This window comes from Streptomyces yamdrokensis, from assembly GCF_053890455.1.
The window spans coordinates 4,873,519-4,889,646 of sequence record NZ_CM132679.1 but is presented as its reverse complement, the minus strand read 5'-3'; the positions used below and the strand labels follow the sequence as shown (position 1 = coordinate 4,889,646).

12 protein-coding genes and 2 pseudogenes are annotated in these 16,128 nt (G+C 71.6%); 3 read left to right on the top strand and 11 right to left on the bottom strand.

The window, feature by feature from the left end; genetic code table 11:
* Positions 1-57 precede the first annotated feature (57 nt).
* Positions 58-1,416, top strand: a complete 1,359-nt coding sequence (locus tag ACWZEH_RS21860; RefSeq protein WP_456192805.1) for an MFS transporter — start codon at positions 58-60, stop codon at positions 1,414-1,416.
* Positions 1,417-1,622: 206 nt separating this feature from the next.
* A pseudogene (locus ACWZEH_RS21855) lies at positions 1,623-2,636 on the top strand (sigma-70 family RNA polymerase sigma factor); the annotation flags it as partial.
* Here the strand turns inward: ACWZEH_RS21855 and ACWZEH_RS21850 are convergent.
* Positions 2,523-2,912, bottom strand: coding sequence for an STAS domain-containing protein (locus ACWZEH_RS21850; RefSeq protein ID WP_456199757.1), 390 nt, complete (start codon positions 2,910-2,912; stop codon positions 2,523-2,525). The pseudogene ACWZEH_RS21855 and the gene ACWZEH_RS21850 sit on opposite strands and share 114 nt — an antisense overlap.
* A gap of 176 nt (positions 2,913-3,088) precedes the next feature.
* On the opposite strand from ACWZEH_RS21850, the gene ACWZEH_RS21845 reads away from it, so the two are divergent.
* Positions 3,089-4,009: an AEC family transporter gene (locus tag ACWZEH_RS21845; RefSeq protein ID WP_456192804.1), complete on the top strand. Its 921-nt coding sequence runs from the start codon at positions 3,089-3,091 to the stop codon at positions 4,007-4,009.
* 7 nt (positions 4,010-4,016) lie between these two features.
* Here the strand turns inward: ACWZEH_RS21845 and ACWZEH_RS21840 are convergent.
* From ACWZEH_RS21840 to ACWZEH_RS21795, 10 genes and pseudogenes are all read right to left on the bottom strand, one after another.
* A pseudogene (locus ACWZEH_RS21840) lies at positions 4,017-4,593 on the bottom strand (Uma2 family endonuclease); the annotation flags it as partial.
* A 120-nt stretch (positions 4,594-4,713) separates the two neighbouring features.
* A complete protein-coding gene (locus ACWZEH_RS21835; protein ID WP_456192803.1) occupies positions 4,714-5,997 on the bottom strand; it encodes a thymidine phosphorylase in 1,284 nt (427 codons plus the stop codon).
* A gap of 314 nt (positions 5,998-6,311) precedes the next feature.
* Entirely contained in the window at positions 6,312-6,725 is a 414-nt protein-coding gene (locus tag ACWZEH_RS21830; RefSeq protein ID WP_456192802.1) for a cytidine deaminase, read from the bottom strand.
* Positions 6,722-7,996, bottom strand: coding sequence for an ABC transporter permease (locus tag ACWZEH_RS21825; protein WP_456192801.1), 1,275 nt, complete (start codon positions 7,994-7,996; stop codon positions 6,722-6,724). The genes ACWZEH_RS21830 and ACWZEH_RS21825 overlap by 4 nt, the downstream gene beginning before the upstream one ends.
* Positions 7,993-9,117 (bottom strand): ABC transporter permease, encoded by a 1,125-nt coding sequence (locus ACWZEH_RS21820; protein WP_456192800.1) that lies wholly within the window; start codon positions 9,115-9,117, stop codon positions 7,993-7,995. The genes ACWZEH_RS21825 and ACWZEH_RS21820 overlap by 4 nt, the downstream gene beginning before the upstream one ends.
* On the bottom strand, positions 9,117-10,727 hold the full coding sequence (locus tag ACWZEH_RS21815; RefSeq protein WP_456192799.1) for an ABC transporter ATP-binding protein: 1,611 nt from the start codon (positions 10,725-10,727) through the stop codon (positions 9,117-9,119). Before ACWZEH_RS21815 ends, ACWZEH_RS21820 begins: the two co-directional genes overlap by 1 nt.
* 207 nt (positions 10,728-10,934) lie before the next feature.
* Positions 10,935-11,984 (bottom strand): BMP family lipoprotein, encoded by a 1,050-nt coding sequence (locus tag ACWZEH_RS21810; protein ID WP_456192798.1) that lies wholly within the window; start codon positions 11,982-11,984, stop codon positions 10,935-10,937.
* A 300-nt stretch (positions 11,985-12,284) separates the two neighbouring features.
* On the bottom strand, positions 12,285-12,965 hold the full coding sequence (locus ACWZEH_RS21805; protein ID WP_456192797.1) for a class I SAM-dependent methyltransferase: 681 nt from the start codon (positions 12,963-12,965) through the stop codon (positions 12,285-12,287).
* Between the two features lie 150 nt (positions 12,966-13,115).
* Entirely contained in the window at positions 13,116-14,171 is a 1,056-nt protein-coding gene (locus tag ACWZEH_RS21800) for a BMP family lipoprotein (RefSeq protein WP_456192796.1), read from the bottom strand.
* A 344-nt stretch (positions 14,172-14,515) separates the two neighbouring features.
* Positions 14,516-15,781 (bottom strand): M20 family metallopeptidase, encoded by a 1,266-nt coding sequence (locus ACWZEH_RS21795; RefSeq protein ID WP_456199755.1) that lies wholly within the window; start codon positions 15,779-15,781, stop codon positions 14,516-14,518.
* Positions 15,782-16,128 lie beyond the last annotated feature (347 nt).

Genomic DNA, 16,128 nt, shown 5'->3' with positions numbered 1-16,128 from the left:
GATTATGACGATTCCATGCATTGGACGGATGAGTGGGGCCGTCCATAGGTTCGAAGCATGTCTCCCGCCAGTCCCGGGGCGTCCACCACCGTGGACGCCCGCACCTCCGTCACGCCCCCTGTCTCTTCCGCCTCTCCTTCCTCTCCTTCTTCTCCTTCCTCTCCTCCCGCGAGCCCGCAGGTCGCCCCGGGCGCGCCGGGTGGTGCCGACTCCCGGCTCTCCCCGGGCGGCCCCGGTTTCCGCCGGATGAGCTTCGCCCTGTTCCTGGCGGGTGTGGCGACCTTCGCGCTGCTGTACTCCACGCAGGCCCTGCTGCCGCTGATCTCCGGCGGCCTCGGGGTGAGCGCGGGCGATGCGAGCTGGACGGTGGCGGCGGCCACCGGTGGTCTCGCGGTGTTCGTGCTGCCGATGAGCGCGCTCTCGGAGCGGTACGGACGCCGTACGGTCATGACGGCCTCGCTGGCCGTCGCGGTGACCGTCGGCCTGCTGGTCCCCTTCGCCCCGTCGCTGGGCTCCCTGGTGGCACTGCGGGCGCTCCAGGGGGCGGCCCTGGCCGGGGTGCCCGCGTCGGCGACCGCGTACCTGGCGGAGGAGGTCCGGCCGAAGGCCCTGGTGACCGCGATCGGACTGTTCGTCGCGGGCAACAGCGTGGGCGGGATGAGCGGCCGGGTCATCACCGGCTGGGTGGCCCAGGAGTGGGGCTGGCGGGTCGCCGTCGGTGTGATCGGGGTGCTCGCGGTGGCGTGCGCGGTGGCGTTCCGGCTGCTGCTGCCGGAGCCGAAGCACTTCCGGCCGGGCTCGCTGCGCCCGCGCGTGCTGCTCGGCACGGTCCGCGGCCATCTCGCGAACCCCCTGCTGCGGCGCCTGTACGCCATCGGCGCCCTGTTCATGACCGTGTTCGGCGGGGTCTACACCGTGATCGGCTACCGGCTGGCCGAGGCACCCTTCTCCCTCCCCCAGGGCATCGTCGGCTCGATCTTCCTGGTGTACCTGGTCGGCACGGTGGCGGCGTCGGCGGCGGGCCGGCTGGTGGGCCGGCTCGGCCGCCGGGGCGCGCTGTACGCGGCGGCCGGCACCACGGCGGCGGGTCTGCTGCTGTCCCTGGCCGGCTCACTGCCCCTGATCGTGCTGGGTCTGGTGCTGATCACCGGCGGTTTCTTCGCGGGTCACGTGGTCGCGTCCTCGGCGGTCGGGCGGACGGCCACCCAGGGCCGCGCCCAGGCGTCGGCGCTGTACCAGTCCGCCTACTACGCCGGCTCCAGCGCGGGCAGCACGGTCGGCGCGCTCGCCTTCCACTCGGGCGGCTGGGCCGGGACGGTGGGGGTCGGCCTGGTGGCGGCGGCCGGTGTCGTGGCCATCACGGTGCTGGGCACCCGCGCGGCGCGGGTGGAGCGGCGCCGGCCCGCCCCGGCGTAGGGCGGCCCAACGGGTTCGGAGCGGTTCCGCGGGGCGGCGGGCAAAAGCAGCGGTCGTGCCGCCCGCTGAACGCGCCCCCCTCACCCTCCACCCGACCCCACCTGCACGTTCGTCGTCCCGAAGGGCCGTTGTCAGTGGGCTGCGGTAGCTTCCGAAGTGCTGGGTGCGAAGGCGCGCCGCAGACAAGCCACAGGGGTGGACGGACGATGACGAACGGCACGGCGACGACGACCGATCTCGACGCCAGGCTCGAGGCGCACCGCGTCGAGCTGACCGGGTACTGCTACCGCATGCTCGGCTCCTCCTTCGAGGCGGAGGACGCGGTGCAGGACACGATGGTCCGTGCCTGGCGCAGCTTCGCCACGTTCGAGGGCCGTTCCAGTCTGCGTTCCTGGCTGTACCGCATCGCGACCAATGTCTGCCTGGACATGCTGACGGCGGGCAACAAGCGGGCCCGCCCGATGGACCTGACGGAGGCGACGCCGCTGGCCCGCGCGGCCCTCTCACCCCGGCCCGACCACACCTGGCTGGAGCCGATGCCGGATTCCCGCATGCTGCCCGAGACCGCCGACCCGGCGGAGGCGGCGGTCGCCAAGGAGTCCGTGCGGCTCGCCTTCATGGCCGCCCTCCAGCAGCTGCCGCCCAAGCAGCGGGCGGTGCTGGTGCTGCGCGAGGTGCTGGCCTGGAAGGCGAGCGAGGTGGCCGAGCTGCTCGGCGCCTCGGTCGCGTCCGTCAACAGCGCGTTGCAGCGGGCGCGGGCGACGCTCGCGGAGAGCCGGCAGCCGGGTGCCGAGGCGTCCGTCTCGGACCCGCTGGACGAGGGGCAGCAGAAGCTCCTGGAGCGCTATGTGGCGGCGTTCGAGGGGTACGACATGTCGGCGCTGACGGCGCTGCTGCACGAGGACGCCACCATGACGATGCCGCCGTTCGACCTGTGGCTGACCGGCTCCGGCGACATCACGGGCTTCATGACGACGCTGGGCGCCGCCTGTGCGGGCTCGCGGCTGCTGCCGGTCCAGGTGAACGGCCTGCCCGGGTTCGCCCAGTACAAGCCGGACCCGGAGGCCGGCGGGTTCACGCCGTGGGCGGTCCAGGTGCTGGAGATCTCAGACGGCCGGATCACCGGGTTCCACTGCTTCCTCGACACCCGGCGCTGGTTCCCGCTCTTCGGGCTGCCCCTCCACCTCGAAGCCGAGGCCGACGAGGTCGAGCAGGGAGCACAGGGCGGGGTCGGGGTCGCGCAGCCGTATCCGGCCGCCGGCCCGGCGGGCCAGGAGCTGGAGGCGTGCCAGCAGGTTCACGGCGGCGAGCCCGGGCGGTCCCAGTCCTCCCACGTCGCAGACGACCACCCCGCCGGCCCCGCCGCCGTCCAGGAGTGCCCGCAGCGCATCGCTCGGCCCGCTCACCCCGTCAAGGGTGACGGGGCCGCGCAGGACGAGTACAGGGGGTCTCGTGGCATCCACGAGCGGTAGACCGGACGCGGGCGCGTAACTCATCGCGGTGGCTCCTCGTGGGACACCGCACCGCGTCCCCCTCCCCGTGACGCGGCGCAGTGGAGATCACATTGACCCGGGCACGACCCGCCCACGAGGGTTGCCTGTATGCGCCACAGATCTTCCCCGCCCGCGGTCCCCGGTACCCGCAGTGCTCGCCACCCCGGCGAGGAGCCGTCGTGCAGGGGGTGTTGAGCGGCTTCCTGGTGATCGCGGTCGTCATCGGCGCCGGCTACCTGATCGGCCGCCGGGGGTATCTCGGCCGGCAGGGCCACGAGGTGCTGACGAAGCTCGCGTTCCACGTGGCGTCCCCGGCGCTGCTGTTCACGATCCTCGCCGAGGCCGACCTGTCGCTGGTCTTCTCCGGCCGGCTCCTGGTCACCGCGCTGAGCACGGCCGCGGTGGCCGGCGTCTTCGTGGCGGTGGGTGCCGCACGCGGCTGGGGCGTGGGCCGCACCACCATCGGCGCCCTGTGCTCCAGCTACGTCAACTCCGGCAACCTGGGCATCCCGATCGCCGTGTACGTCCTCGGTGACGCCTCGCTCGTGGCGCCGGTGCTGCTGTTCCAGCTCGTCGGGGTCACACCGGTCGCGCTGACGATCCTGGACCTGGCGTCCGCCGGGGAGAAACAGCCCCTGTGGCGGCGGCTGCTCACACCGCTGCGGAATCCGGTCGCGCTGGGCTCACTGGCGGGGGTGGCGGTGTCGGCGAGCGGCATCGGGATTCCCGGCCCGGTCATGGACCCGCTGACGTTGATCGGCAACATGGCGGTCCCGGCGGTCCTCCTCGCGTTCGGCATCTCGCTGCGCGGCAGCTCCCCGCCCCTGCGGGGCGGGGAGCGCGGGACGGTACTGCTCGCCGTGGCCCTGAAGTCGGTGGGCCAGCCGGCGGTCGCCTGGTTACTGGCGGTGACGGTCTTCGGTCTGCGCGGCGCCCAGCTGCTCGACGTGGTGGTGACGTCGGCGCTCCCGGCGGCGCAGAACATCTTCACCTACGCGAGCCGCTACCGCGTGGGCGAGGCCCTGGCCCGCGAGGCGATCCTGGTGTCGACCCTGCTGTCGGTCCCGGTGCTCGTGGTGGTGGCGGCGCTGCTGGGGTGAGTCGGTCGTCGGGGAACTCACTGGTGTCGATGACGAGGCCGAAGGGCGCCGGAAGCTTGACGGGCTCCCCGGACTTGACCGATTCCAGGGGGCGGTGGACATCGCCGTTCGGTTCCCCGAAGAGGGTCGCCGTCGGGCCGTCGGGGGCCCAGCGGTCCACGAGGAGGTGGAGAGGGATGCCCGCGGCGGCATAGGCGGCAGGCTTGCTGACGCGGTCGTGGCGCGCGTTGGACCTGGAGGTCGCCTCGACCACGAGTCCGGCGAGGGCGGCGGGAATGTGGGTGTCCGACTCCGGGTCCGGTCGCCTCGGGGCCACTACAGGATCCGGGACGAGCATACCGAGACGCGAAGGCACGGCGATGGCGAGCGTCTGGAAGACTCCCCAGTCCTTGGGAATCACGGAATAGAGGCGCCGATGATTCCTTCCGCGATCAGGTCGCGGCGGTACGCGGGAGCAGGTGACACGGTGACGATCCCCCGACGATCTCCACCTTGCTGCCCTCGGGCCGTTCCATCCCCTCCCAGAACCGGACGAGGTCGTCCCAGCTCTGTTTGGGGTCCTGGCTCACGGTGAGTGCGCTCATGGCGGTTCTCCCATCGGTGCGTCACCGATCCCAGCATGCCGAACGGGGCCGGTGGCGGTCCACCGGCCCCGTTCACCCGGTCGGGGCGTGTCCGACAGCGGCCTTTGGCCCGGGCGCAGGTCAGGCGATGCGCTCCCGTACCACCGGCGTCGCCGTGAACGGCGTGCCGGGGGCCGCGATGTCGTAGGAGCCGGACACCGCGTCGAGGGCGTAGTCGAAGCGGTCCGGGGTGTCCGTGTGGAGGGTGAGCAGGGGCTGGCCCGCGGTGACGGTGTCGCCGGGCCTGGCGTGCAGTTCGACGCCCGCGCCCGCCTGCACCGGGTCCTCCTTGCGGGCGCGGCCCGCGCCGAGGCGCCAGGCGGCGACGCCGATGTCGTAGGCGTCCAGGCGGGTCAGGACGCCGGAGGCGGTCGCCGTCACCACGTGCTGTTCGCGCGCCGTCGGCAGGGGCGCGTCCGGGTCGCCGCCCTGGGCCGCGATCATGCGGCGCCAGACGTCCATCGCGGTGCCGTCGGCCAGGGCCTTCGCCGGGTCGGCGTCCTTGATGCCGGCGGCGTCGAGCATCTCGCGGGCCAGGGCGAGGGTCAGTTCCACGACGTCGGCGGGGCCGCCGCCCGCCAGGACCTCCACCGACTCCCGGACCTCGAGGGCGTTACCGGCGGTCAGGCCGAGCGGCGTCGACATGTCGGTGAGCAGGGCGACCGTCCGCACGCCGTGGTCGGTGCCGAGGCCGACCATCGTGGAGGCGAGTTCGCGGGCGTCGTCCAGGGTCTTCATGAAGGCGCCGCTGCCGACCTTGACGTCCAGGACGAGCGAACCGGTGCCCTCGGCGATCTTCTTCGACATGATCGAGGAGGCGATCAGCGGGATCGCCTCGACGGTGCCGGTCACGTCGCGCAGGGCGTAGAGCTTCTTGTCGGCGGGGGCGAGGCCGTCGCCGGCCGCGCAGATCACGGCGCCGACGCCGTCCAGGACGGACAGCATCTCGTCGTTGGACAGCAGCGCGCGCCAGCCGGGGATCGACTCCAGCTTGTCCAGGGTTCCGCCGGTGTGGCCGAGGCCCCTGCCGGACAGCTGCGGGACGGCCGCGCCGCAGGCGGCGACCAGCGGGGCGAGCGGCAGGGTGATCTTGTCGCCGACGCCGCCCGTGGAGTGCTTGTCGGCGGTGGGCCGGGCCAGCGAGGAGAAGTCCATGCGCTCGCCGGAGGCGATCATCGCGGCGGTCCAGCGGGCGATCTCGCTCCGGTTCATGCCGTTGAGGAGGATCGCCATCGCGAGGGCCGACATCTGCTCGTCGGCGACCTCCCCACGGGTGTACGCGTCGATCACCCAGTCGATCTGCTCGTCGCTGAGTTCGCCGCGGTCCCGCTTGGTGCGGATGACGGAGATGACGTCCATGGCCATGACTGGCATTCCTTCCGGAGTGCGAGGGGCGCGGCCCCTCGGGACACGGCCCCTCCGGTCGGGGTGAGCCGCGAGGAGGGGCCTCGGTGGAGCCGCGGAGGTGCGGTGGAGCCGGGGGTCCTGTCGTCGCGTTCCCGTCGTCCGCCCGCAGGGCGGGCCTCGCGACGTCATGGGGTCCCCCTGCTCATGGGGCCCCGCTCGAGCGGGGACCGGGAGCCCGGGGGAGCGTGCACGGGGTCGCGAGGCAAGTGGGAGTGTGACGACAGGGCCCGGGGGGGGGCGAGGTGCTGCCGGGCCCGAGGGGCCCCGCAGGGCTACTTGGCGAGGTGATCCGGGCCGAAGGCCTGGGGCAGCATCTCCGAGAGCGGCAGGACACCCGCCGGGGTTTCCAGGAGCAGCCCCGGTCCGCCGAACTCGTACAGCAGCTGTCGGCAGCGGCCGCACGGAACGAGGACGGCGCCCGTGCCGTCCACGCAGGTGAAGTGCGTGAGCCGGCCGCCGCCGGTGCGCTGCAGTTCCGAGACCAGTCCGCACTCGGCGCACAGGCCGAGTCCGTAGCTGGCGTTCTCGACGTTGCAGCCGGAGACCGTGCGCCCGTCGTCGACCAGGGCGGCGACACCGACCGGGTAGCCCGAGTAGGGGGCGTACGCGTGGGACATGGCGTCCCGTGCCACCGCGCGCAGCGCCTCCCAGTCGGTGTCCGCCGCGGCGGCCGGGGCCGGGGTCATCCGCCCTGTCCCTTCCGGTACGGCAGTCCGTTCGCCCTGGGCATGCGCAGCCGCTGCGCGGACAGGGCCAGGACCACGAGGGTGATGACGTACGGCGTGGCGGCGACGACCTGGTTGGGGACCTCGTTGGTGCCGGCGTACCAGGCGTAGACGAGGGCGCCGACGACCAGGGTGACGGCCGCGGCCACGTACTTCTTGCGGATCGCAAGCCAGATCGCGCCGATGACCAGCAGCAGCGCGCCGAGCAGCAGCAGGGCGTGCACGTTGGTGGAGCCGCCGCGCAGGTTGAGGCTGTCGGTGTAGCCGAAGAGTCCGGCGCCGATGGCGAGGCCGCCCGGCATCCAGTTGCCGAAGATCATCGCGGCGAGGCCGATGTAGCCGCGCCCGCTGACCTGGCCCTCCAGGTAGAAGGGGTTGGCGACGATGGAGAGGAAGGCGCCGCCGAGGCCGGCCAGACCGCCGGAGATGATCACGGCCAGGTACTTGTACTTGTAGACGTTGACGCCGAGGGATTCGGCGGCGACGGGGTTCTCGCCGCAGGAGCGCAGGCGCAGCCCGAAGGGGGTGCGCCAGAGGATCCACCAGGTCGCGGGGATGAGCGCGACGGCGATGAGGGTCAGCCAGGAGACGTCGGTGACCAGGCCGCCGAGCAGGCCGGCGACGTCGGAGACGAAGAACCAGCCCTTGGCGTTGAGGTCCCGCAGCGCGTCGGACAGCCCCGGCACGGTGAAGTGGCCGAGCGGTTCGATCGCCGGGGACTGCTTGGCCGAGCCGCCCTGGTGGCCTTCGAAGGCCAGCGGGGCGAGGTAGCGGGTGGCGCCGAGGGCGAGGATGTTGATGGCCACACCGGAGACGATGTGGTTGACGCGGAAGGTGACGGTGACGAAGGCGTGCAGCAGTCCGCCGAGGCAGCCGCCGATGATGCCGACGAGGACGCCGGTCCACGGGCCCCACTGGAATCCGGCCCAGGCGCCGAACCAGGTGCCGAGGATCAGCATGCCCTCGAGGCCGATGTTGACGACGCCCGCGCGCTCGGCCCACAGGCCGCCGAGTCCGGCGAGGCCGATGGGGACGGCGAGCTGGAGGGCGGTGGACATCTGGCTGACGTTGGTGATGCCGTTGGCGCCGGTGATGAGGCGGACGATCGAGACCAGGGCCAGGGCGCCGGCGATGACCAGCAGCAGCACGGGCCACGACATGCGGCGGCCGGTGGGCGCCGCGTGCTGCAGCGAGGGCTGGTTGACGTCGGTCGCTGTGGTCGGAGCGGTCATCGGCCAGCCACCTCCTTCGTGGTGTTGTTGTCGGCGCCGAGGACGTGGCCCGCGGCGAGTTCCGCGCCGACCTGGCGCTGCTGGCGGCGCAGGCCCCACTCGCGGACGGCCTCGTAGGAGACGACGACCGAGAGGACGATCAGGCCCTGCATGATGACCGCGATCTCCTTGTCGTAGCCGTGGAAGTCCAGCTCGGGCGAGGCCTTGTCGAGCCAGGCCCACAGGAGGGCGGCGAAGGCGATGCCGACGGGGCTGTTGCGGCCCAGGAGGGCGATGCCGATGCCGAGGAAGCCGATACCGGTGGGGAAGTTCAGGTTGTACGTGTGGGAGTCGCCGAGCAGGATCGGCAGGCCCGCGAGTCCGGCGAGGCCGCCGGAGATCAGCATGGCGCCGAGCACCATGCGCTTGGGGTCGACCCCGCTGGCCGCGGCGGCGGTCGTGGAGGCGCCGGAGGCGCGCAGGTCGAAGCCGAAGCGGGTGCGGTTGAGGACGATCCAGTAGCCGATGCCGAGCAGCGCGGCGAGGACGACCAGGCCGTAGATCTCGCCGGCCTCGCCCATGTCGATGCCGGGGACCCAGCCGGACTCGTGCATCTCGCCGGTCGTGTTGTTGTTGCCGACCTTGACGCCGAAGACGGTCGGCAGCCACAGGTAGCCGATGACGGACGTCGCGATCGCGTTGAGCATGATCGTGGCGACGACCTCGCTGACCCCGCGGGTGACCTTGAGGACACCCGCGATACCGGACCAGAAGGCTCCGGTGAACACGGCGGTGAGAAGCAGCAGCGGGATCTGCAGCGCGGCCGGCAGGTTCATGTGGGCGCCGACGACGGCGGCCATGACGGCACCGAGCTGGTACTGGCCGTCGACCCCGATGTTGAAGAGGTTCATCCGGAAGCCGATGGCCACCGCGAGGGCGGCGATGTAGTACATCGACGCCTGGTTGACGATCAGGACCTGGATGTCGGAGAACGTCGCCTGCTCGAACATCAGGGCGAACGGCTCGACGGGGTTCTTGCCCGAGGCGAGCAGCACGATCGCGCTGAGCGCGAAGGCCACGGCGAGCGCGATGACCGGTCCGGCCAACGCGAGGAGCACACGCTCCTTGTCGAACTTCTTCATCAGCGGGCCTCGTCTTCCGGAGACTCGGGGGCGGCGGCCGCGGTGCCGGGAGCATCCGTCCCGGTCCTTCGGGCGTCGGCCGGGGTCTCGGGGGTCTCTTCGTGTTCGAGGTGTCCGGCGGCGGCACCGGTCATGGCGGTACCGAGCTCCTCGGGGGTGATGGTGGCGGGGTCGGCGTCCGCGACGAGCCTGCCGTCGTAGATCACCCGCAGGGTGTCGGACAGGCCGATCAGCTCGTCCAGGTCGGCGGAGATCAGCAGGACGGCGAGGCCCTCGTGGCGCGCCTGACGGATGTGGTCCCAGATCGCGGCCTGCGCGCCGACGTCCACACCGCGGGTGGGATGGGAGGCGATCAGGAAGCGGGGCCGGTGGCTCATCTCTCGGCCGACGATCAGCTTCTGCTGGTTGCCGCCGGACAGGGACGCGGCGGTGACGTCGATGCCGGGGGTGCGCACGTCGTACTTCCTGACGATGCGGCGGGTGTCCTCCTGGGCCGCCTTCGGGTCCAGCCAGACGCCCTTGGCGTTGGGCTTCTCGGTGACGTGGCCGAGGATGCGGTTCTCCCAGAGGGGGGCCTCCAGGAGCAGGCCGTGGCGGTGGCGGTCCTCGGGGATGTACCCGATGCCCTCCTCGCGGCGCCTGCGGGTGGCCCAGCCGGTGATCTCCTCGTCGGCCAGCCGGATGATGCCGGAGTCGGCGTGCCGCAGACCGATGAGCGCGTCGACCAGTTCGGTCTGGCCGTTGCCCTCCACACCGGCGATGCCGAGGACCTCGCCCGCGTGGATGGTGAAGCTGATGTCGTCGAGCAGGGCCTTGCCGCCGGGGGCCGCCAGGCGGAGCTTGTCGACGGTGAGCACCGCGCGGTCGGTGACCGTGGACTCGGCGGTCTCGGGCGTGGGCAGTTCGCTGCCGACCATCATCTCGGCGAGCTGGCGCGGGGTGGTCTCGGCGGGAACGGCGGTGCCGACGGTGGTGCCCCGGCGGATGACGGTGATGTCGTCGGCGACCGAGAGGACCTCGCCCAGCTTGTGGGAGATGAAGATGACCGACAGGCCCTCCGCCTTGAGCTCGCGCAGGTTGTCGAAGAGCGCGTCGACCTCCTGCGGGACGAGGACGGCGGTGGGCTCGTCGAGGATCAGCGTGGTCGCGCCGCGGTAGAGGACCTTGAGGATCTCCACGCGCTGGCGGGCTGCGACACCGAGCTCCTCGACCAGCAGGTCGGGGCGTACGCCGAGGCCGTAGCGCTCGGAGATCTCCTTGATCCTGCGGCGGGCCTTCGCTCCGATGCCGTACAGCTTCTCGCTGCCGAGCACCACGTTCTCGAGGACCGTGAGGTTGTCGGCGAGCATGAAGTGCTGGTGGACCATGCCGATGCCGCGGGCGATGGCGTCGGCCGGCGAGGAGAAGGAGACCGTCTCGCCGTGGATCGCGATGGTGCCCTCGTCCGGCTTCTGCATGCCGTAGAGGATCTTCATCAGCGTCGACTTGCCGGCCCCGTTCTCGCCGACGAGGGCGTGCACGGTGCCCTTGCGGACCGTGAGGTGGATGTCGTGGTTGGCCACGACACCCGGGAATCGCTTCGTGATCCCGGCGAGTTCGACGGCGGTCACCGATTCGTTGACCGCCGCTCCGGCCGGAGGGCTGCTGGACGCGTTGATGGCGCACTCCTGGGGACGGGGGTCGTCTACGCGCGTAGCGCCCCTACGGCATCGAACGGGGTCGCGCACCCCGCTCGACGGGGTGCGGGGAGCCTACTCCCCGCACCCCGTCAAGCGGTCACAACCCCACGGGTTACACGCTGTTCGGGTCCTGCGTGATCAGCTGGACTCGACCTCGATCTCGCCGCTGATGATCTTCTTCTTGGCCGTCTCGATGACGTCCTGGAGCTCGTCGTTGTCCGCGAACACGGGATTCGAGTTCGACAGGCTGACCTCACCCGACGCCAGATCGCCCCTGAGGATACCGGTGCTCGGGGACTTGTCCTCGACCGACTGCGCCAGCTTGTAGACCGACTTGGCGACGTCCTTCATCGCCGAGGTGAGGATCGAGTCCTTGTACTTCGCCAGCGCCTCCTGGGCGTACTGGTCGGAGTCCACACCGATCGCCCAGACCTTGTTGGCGGCCGCGGCCTCGATGGCGCCCTGGCCGGACAGACCGGCCGCCGTGTAGACGACGTCGGCCTTCTTCTCGATCTGGCCCTCGGCGGCGGCCTTGCCCTTGTCGGGGCTGGAGAAGCCACCCTCCTCCGCCGTCTGCGTCAGGAACTGCGAGATGACCTTGACGTCCGGGTTGGTGTCCTTGACGCCCTGCTCGAAGCCGGCCCGGAACTTGTGGATCAGCGGGATGTCCACGCCGCCGATGAAGCCCACGACGTCGGTCTTGGTGGTCTCGGCGGCGGCGACGCCGGCCAGGTAGGAGGCCTGCTCCTCGGAGAAGACCAGGTCGGCCACGTTGTCCATCTCGACCGTGGCGTCGTCGACGATGCCGAAGGTCGTGTCCGGGTACTTCTCGGCGGCGCCCTTCACGGCGGCGGCGTAGGCGTAACCGACACCGATGACCGGGTCGTAGCCCTGCTTCGCCAGCGAGGCCAGGCGCTGCTCCTTGTCCGCGTCGGTCTCACCGTCGGTGGGCTCGACGTCCGCGGTCTTGTAGCCGTATTCCTTCTCCGCCCGCTGCAGGCCCGCGAAGGCGGCGTCGTTGAAGGACTGGTCGCCCCTGCCGCCGACGTCGTACGCGATGGCCAGACCCTTGTCCTCCTCGGACTCGGACGAGCTGGAGGAGGTAGAGGTGCCGCCGCAGGCGGTGAGTGCGAGTGCCAGAGAGGCGGTCGCCGCGCCCGCGACCGTGATCCGGGAAATCCGGCGCATGTGTGGTGCTCCTTCGTACAAGCGCCGGAAGTTCGGGGGACGGCGCTGGCTTCGCCGCAGATTAACGCGCGTAGACAGTCCCGGAGAACCCTTCTGTCCACCTTGTTATGCGGCCGTGGCCTACCCGGGCCCTACCGCGAGCACACCATTGCCGATCGCGAACGGATCGTGGCACTGGGTGACATTCGGGCGATGTACGGCGTGTAGTGACAAGCAGCGTGACATCCGACACGGCGTGCGCCGGCCGGCGCACGCCGTGCATCGGAGCGGGCTGCCGGGCCCGCCGCGGACGGAGAGGGCTCAGCGCATCCGGCGCGCGCGCAGCACCAGGTCGTCGGTGTGGTGCGCGCCGGCGCCGCCGTCGGGTGCCACGCGGGGCCGCTGCTCGTCCACCTCCACCTCCCAGTCCTCGTCGAGCAGAGCGGCGACCATCGAGGGCCAGACGTAGTCGGCCGGGTCGAAGCCGCTCTCGTCCTCCTGCCGGGTGTCCATCCCCGCGTGGTGTACGAGCAGCAGCACGCCGCCGGGCGCGACGGCCGCGAGCAGCGCTCGCTCGGCTGCGGCGTCGGGGGTGCGCAGCAGGGCGGGGTACTGCGCGGAGACCAGGTCGAAGGAGGCCGGCGGGAGGGCCGCCTCCGTCAGTGAGGCGTGAACCCAGCGAACGGCGAGGCCGGCGTCCCGCGCGTGCCCGGCCGCCCGTTCCAGCGCCACGCCCGAGACCTCGAGCGCGGTCACGTCCCAGCCGCGGCGCGCGAGCCAGACGGCGTCCGCGCCCTCGCCGCAGCCGACGTCGAGCACCCGCCCGGGCGCGAGCCCGGCGACCTCGGCCACCAGCGCGCCGTTGGGCCGGCCGCTCCACAGCTGCCGTCGTTCGGTGTACCGGTTGTCCCACTCCGCCCTCACCGCGGGGTCTCCGACGTATCCGTCGGCAGGGGAGGAGGTGCCGGACGCGGGCGGTCCTGCTGCGATGTCGTCGTTCATCGGCCCACCGTCGCCCAACGCGTCCCGGACTCGCCACTCCTGTTGCCGGTCCGGCAACACGGCGCCCGAGGGCACGGAACGCGGGCGGGCACCCACTGAGGGCGCCCGCCCGTGTCCGGTACTGCGGCACTGCGCCGCTTGTCTGCCGCGTTACTCCGTCTTCACGGTGATGGAGCCGTCGATGATGCCCTCCTCGGCCTCGGCCACGGCGTCCGTCAGGCCCTCGATCTCGGCCATCTTCGGGTTGCTGTCGGAGAGGCCGACGCCGTCCACCTTCAGGTCGAAGACCTGGGTGCCGGTCAGCGGTTCGCCGTCCTGGACGGACTTGGCCAGCGTGTACACCGCACCGCCGACGTCCTTGAGGGCGGAGGTGAGGATGAAGTCCTTGTAGGCGGCGAGGGCTTCCTGCTGGTACTGGTCGGAGTCGACGCCGATCGCCCAGACCTTCGCCTTGGCGGCGGCCTCGATCACACCCTGACCGGAGAGACCGGCCGCCTGGTAGACGACGTCGGCCTTCTTCTCGATCTGGCCCTCGGCGGCCGCCTTGCCCTTGTCGGGGCTGGAGAAGCCACCCTCCTCCGCCGTCTGCGTCAGGTACTGGGAGACGACCTTGACCTTCGGGTCGGTCGCCTGCACGCCCTGCTTGAAGCCGGCCTCGAACTTGTGGATCAGCGGGATGTCGACACCTCCCACGAAGCCGACCGTGTTCGTCTCGGTGGCCTTGGCGGCGGCGACACCGGCGAGGTAGGACGCCTGCTCCTCGGCGAAGACGAGGGAGGCGACGTTCTCGCCCTCGACCACCGAGTCGACGATGCCGAAGGTGGTGTCCGGGTACTTCTCGGCCACGGCCGTCATCGCCGGGCCGTAGGCGAAGCCGACGCCGATGACGGGGTTGTAGCCCTGCTTGGCGAGCGAGGAGAGGCGCTGTTCCTTGTCCGCGTCGGTCTCACCCTCGGTGGGTTCGATGTCGGCGGTCTTGTAACCGAACTCCTTCTCCGCCTTCTGGAGACCCGCGTACGCGGCGTCGTTGAAGGACTGGTCGCCCTTGCCGCCGATGTCGTAGGCGATGGCGAGACCGAGGCCGTCCTTCGCGGAGCTCTCTGAGCTGTCACCGCTCTCGCTGCTGGTACCGCCGCAGGCCGTGGCGGCGAGTGCGAGCGACGCGACCCCCACCGCGACGCGAGTCAGTCTGGATATCCGACGCATCTGACGCTCCCCATTCTCCAAAGCCCCGCAGCGGGCGCTCGGTTCGGCGCACATTAACGCGCGTAGACACTCCTGGGAACGGGGTACTGCCGGGCCGTTATCCATTCGTGCCGATGGCCGGTCACACCCTGGTGAAGCAGAGGGCCGTAGGGGATCGAAAGGGGTGGAAACGGTCGACCGGAGCGGTGCGCGGCGGGACGCCACGCGCACCACGCTCCCCCTCCCCCGCCCGCGACGCAAGTGGAACGGCGGGACGGGAACAGAGGGGGACGGAGGGGGGCGAAAAGGCCTGGCGGGCGGTGGGAGCCGGCCCCGCGGCCGGCTCCCCCGCGCTGCCGGCGCCCTCAGCGCAGGTCGTCCAGCAGGGCGGCGGCGGTGAAGAGTTCGACGCCCACGGTGATGGCGTACTCGTCGACGTCGAAGTCGCCCTGGTGCAGGTCGCGGATGGTGCGCTCGCCCGGGGGCCGGACCCCGAGGCGGGCCATGGCGCCGGGAACGTGCTCCAGGTACCAGGAGAAGTCCTCGCCGCCGAGGCTCTGTTCGGTGTTCTCCACGGACTCCGGGCCGCGCCGGGCGATCATGGCGTCCCGCAGGAGCTCGGTGACACCGGTCTCGTTGACGACCGGCGGGACTCCGCGCACGTAGTTGATCTCCGACTTGGCACGGTGCAGGTTGGCCACCTCGTCGATGGCGGCGACCACGACGTCCGGGGCCAGCCGCCAGGTCTCCAGGTCGAGGCAGCGCACGGTGCCGGAGATCTCGGCGTGCTGCGGGATGACGTTGGGCGCGTGGCCGGACTCGACCCTGCCCCAGGTGATGGCGAGCCCGCTGCGGCTGTCGACCCGCCGGCCCACCAGCGCGGGCACGTCGGTGACGACGCGGGCGGCGGCGGTGACCAGGTCCGTGGTCAGGTGCGGCCGGGCGGTGTGGCCGCCGGGTCCGTCGAGGGCGATCTCCAGCCGGTCGCAGGCGGAGGTGATGGGGCCCTCGCGCAGTCCGATCCTCCCGGCGTCGACCCGGGGGTCGCAGTGCACGGCGACGATCCGCCCGACCCCGTCGAGCGCGCCGTCCAGGATGGCGTCGGCGGCACCGCCGGGCAGCACCTCCTCGGCGGGCTGGAAGATCAGCCGCACCGGCCGGGGCAGCAGGCCCTGGCGGTGCAGCTCGGCGAGGACGAGCCCGGTGCCGAGCACGACGGTGGTGTGCACGTCGTGGCCGCAGGCGTGCGCGCGGTCGGGCACGGTGGAGCGGTACGGGCACCCGGTCTTCATGTCGGGGATGGGCAGCCCGTCGATGTCGGCCCGCAGCGCGAGCATGCCGGTGCCGGGAACGGTACCGGTGCCGGTGACGGTGCCCGCGATGCCGCTGCCGCCCTCCATCACCCCGATGTCACAGACGAGGCCGGTTCCGCCGGAGAGTACGCGCGGCGCGAGGCCGGCCCGCTCAAGCCGCTCCTTGATCGCGGCGGTCGTACGGAACTCCTGGTTGCCCAGCTCGGGGTGCATGTGCAGGTCGCGACGGAAGGCGACGAGCTCGGCGCGCAGGACCTCGGGGAGCGTGCCCAGAAGCACCGCCCCTGCGGGCAGATCGATCTCGGACTCCAGTGACATCAGTTGCTTCACCCTTTGAAGGGTAGGCCGCCGGGCCCTCCGACCGACCCCTGATCAACAAAATTCAGCCCGTCAGTGGAAGAAAAAACGGCGGCGCCACGCTTGGCCGCACTCCGCGATGGGTAAGCTCACCGCCCCGTACGCGGATGAGCCCACACGGACCACCGGAACGCACCGCCGCTCGAACGGCCGCCTCCGGCACCCGCACCGCACTCCACCTCTCCTCGGTGTACCACGCATCGCCCGGGCCACGCGGACCGGTTCGCCTGCCGGACACGGCACCCCGCCGCCCCAGGTCCGCGTCCGCCGCCCACGCACCCGGGTGAAAACGCCTCCGGCGCCCCGGG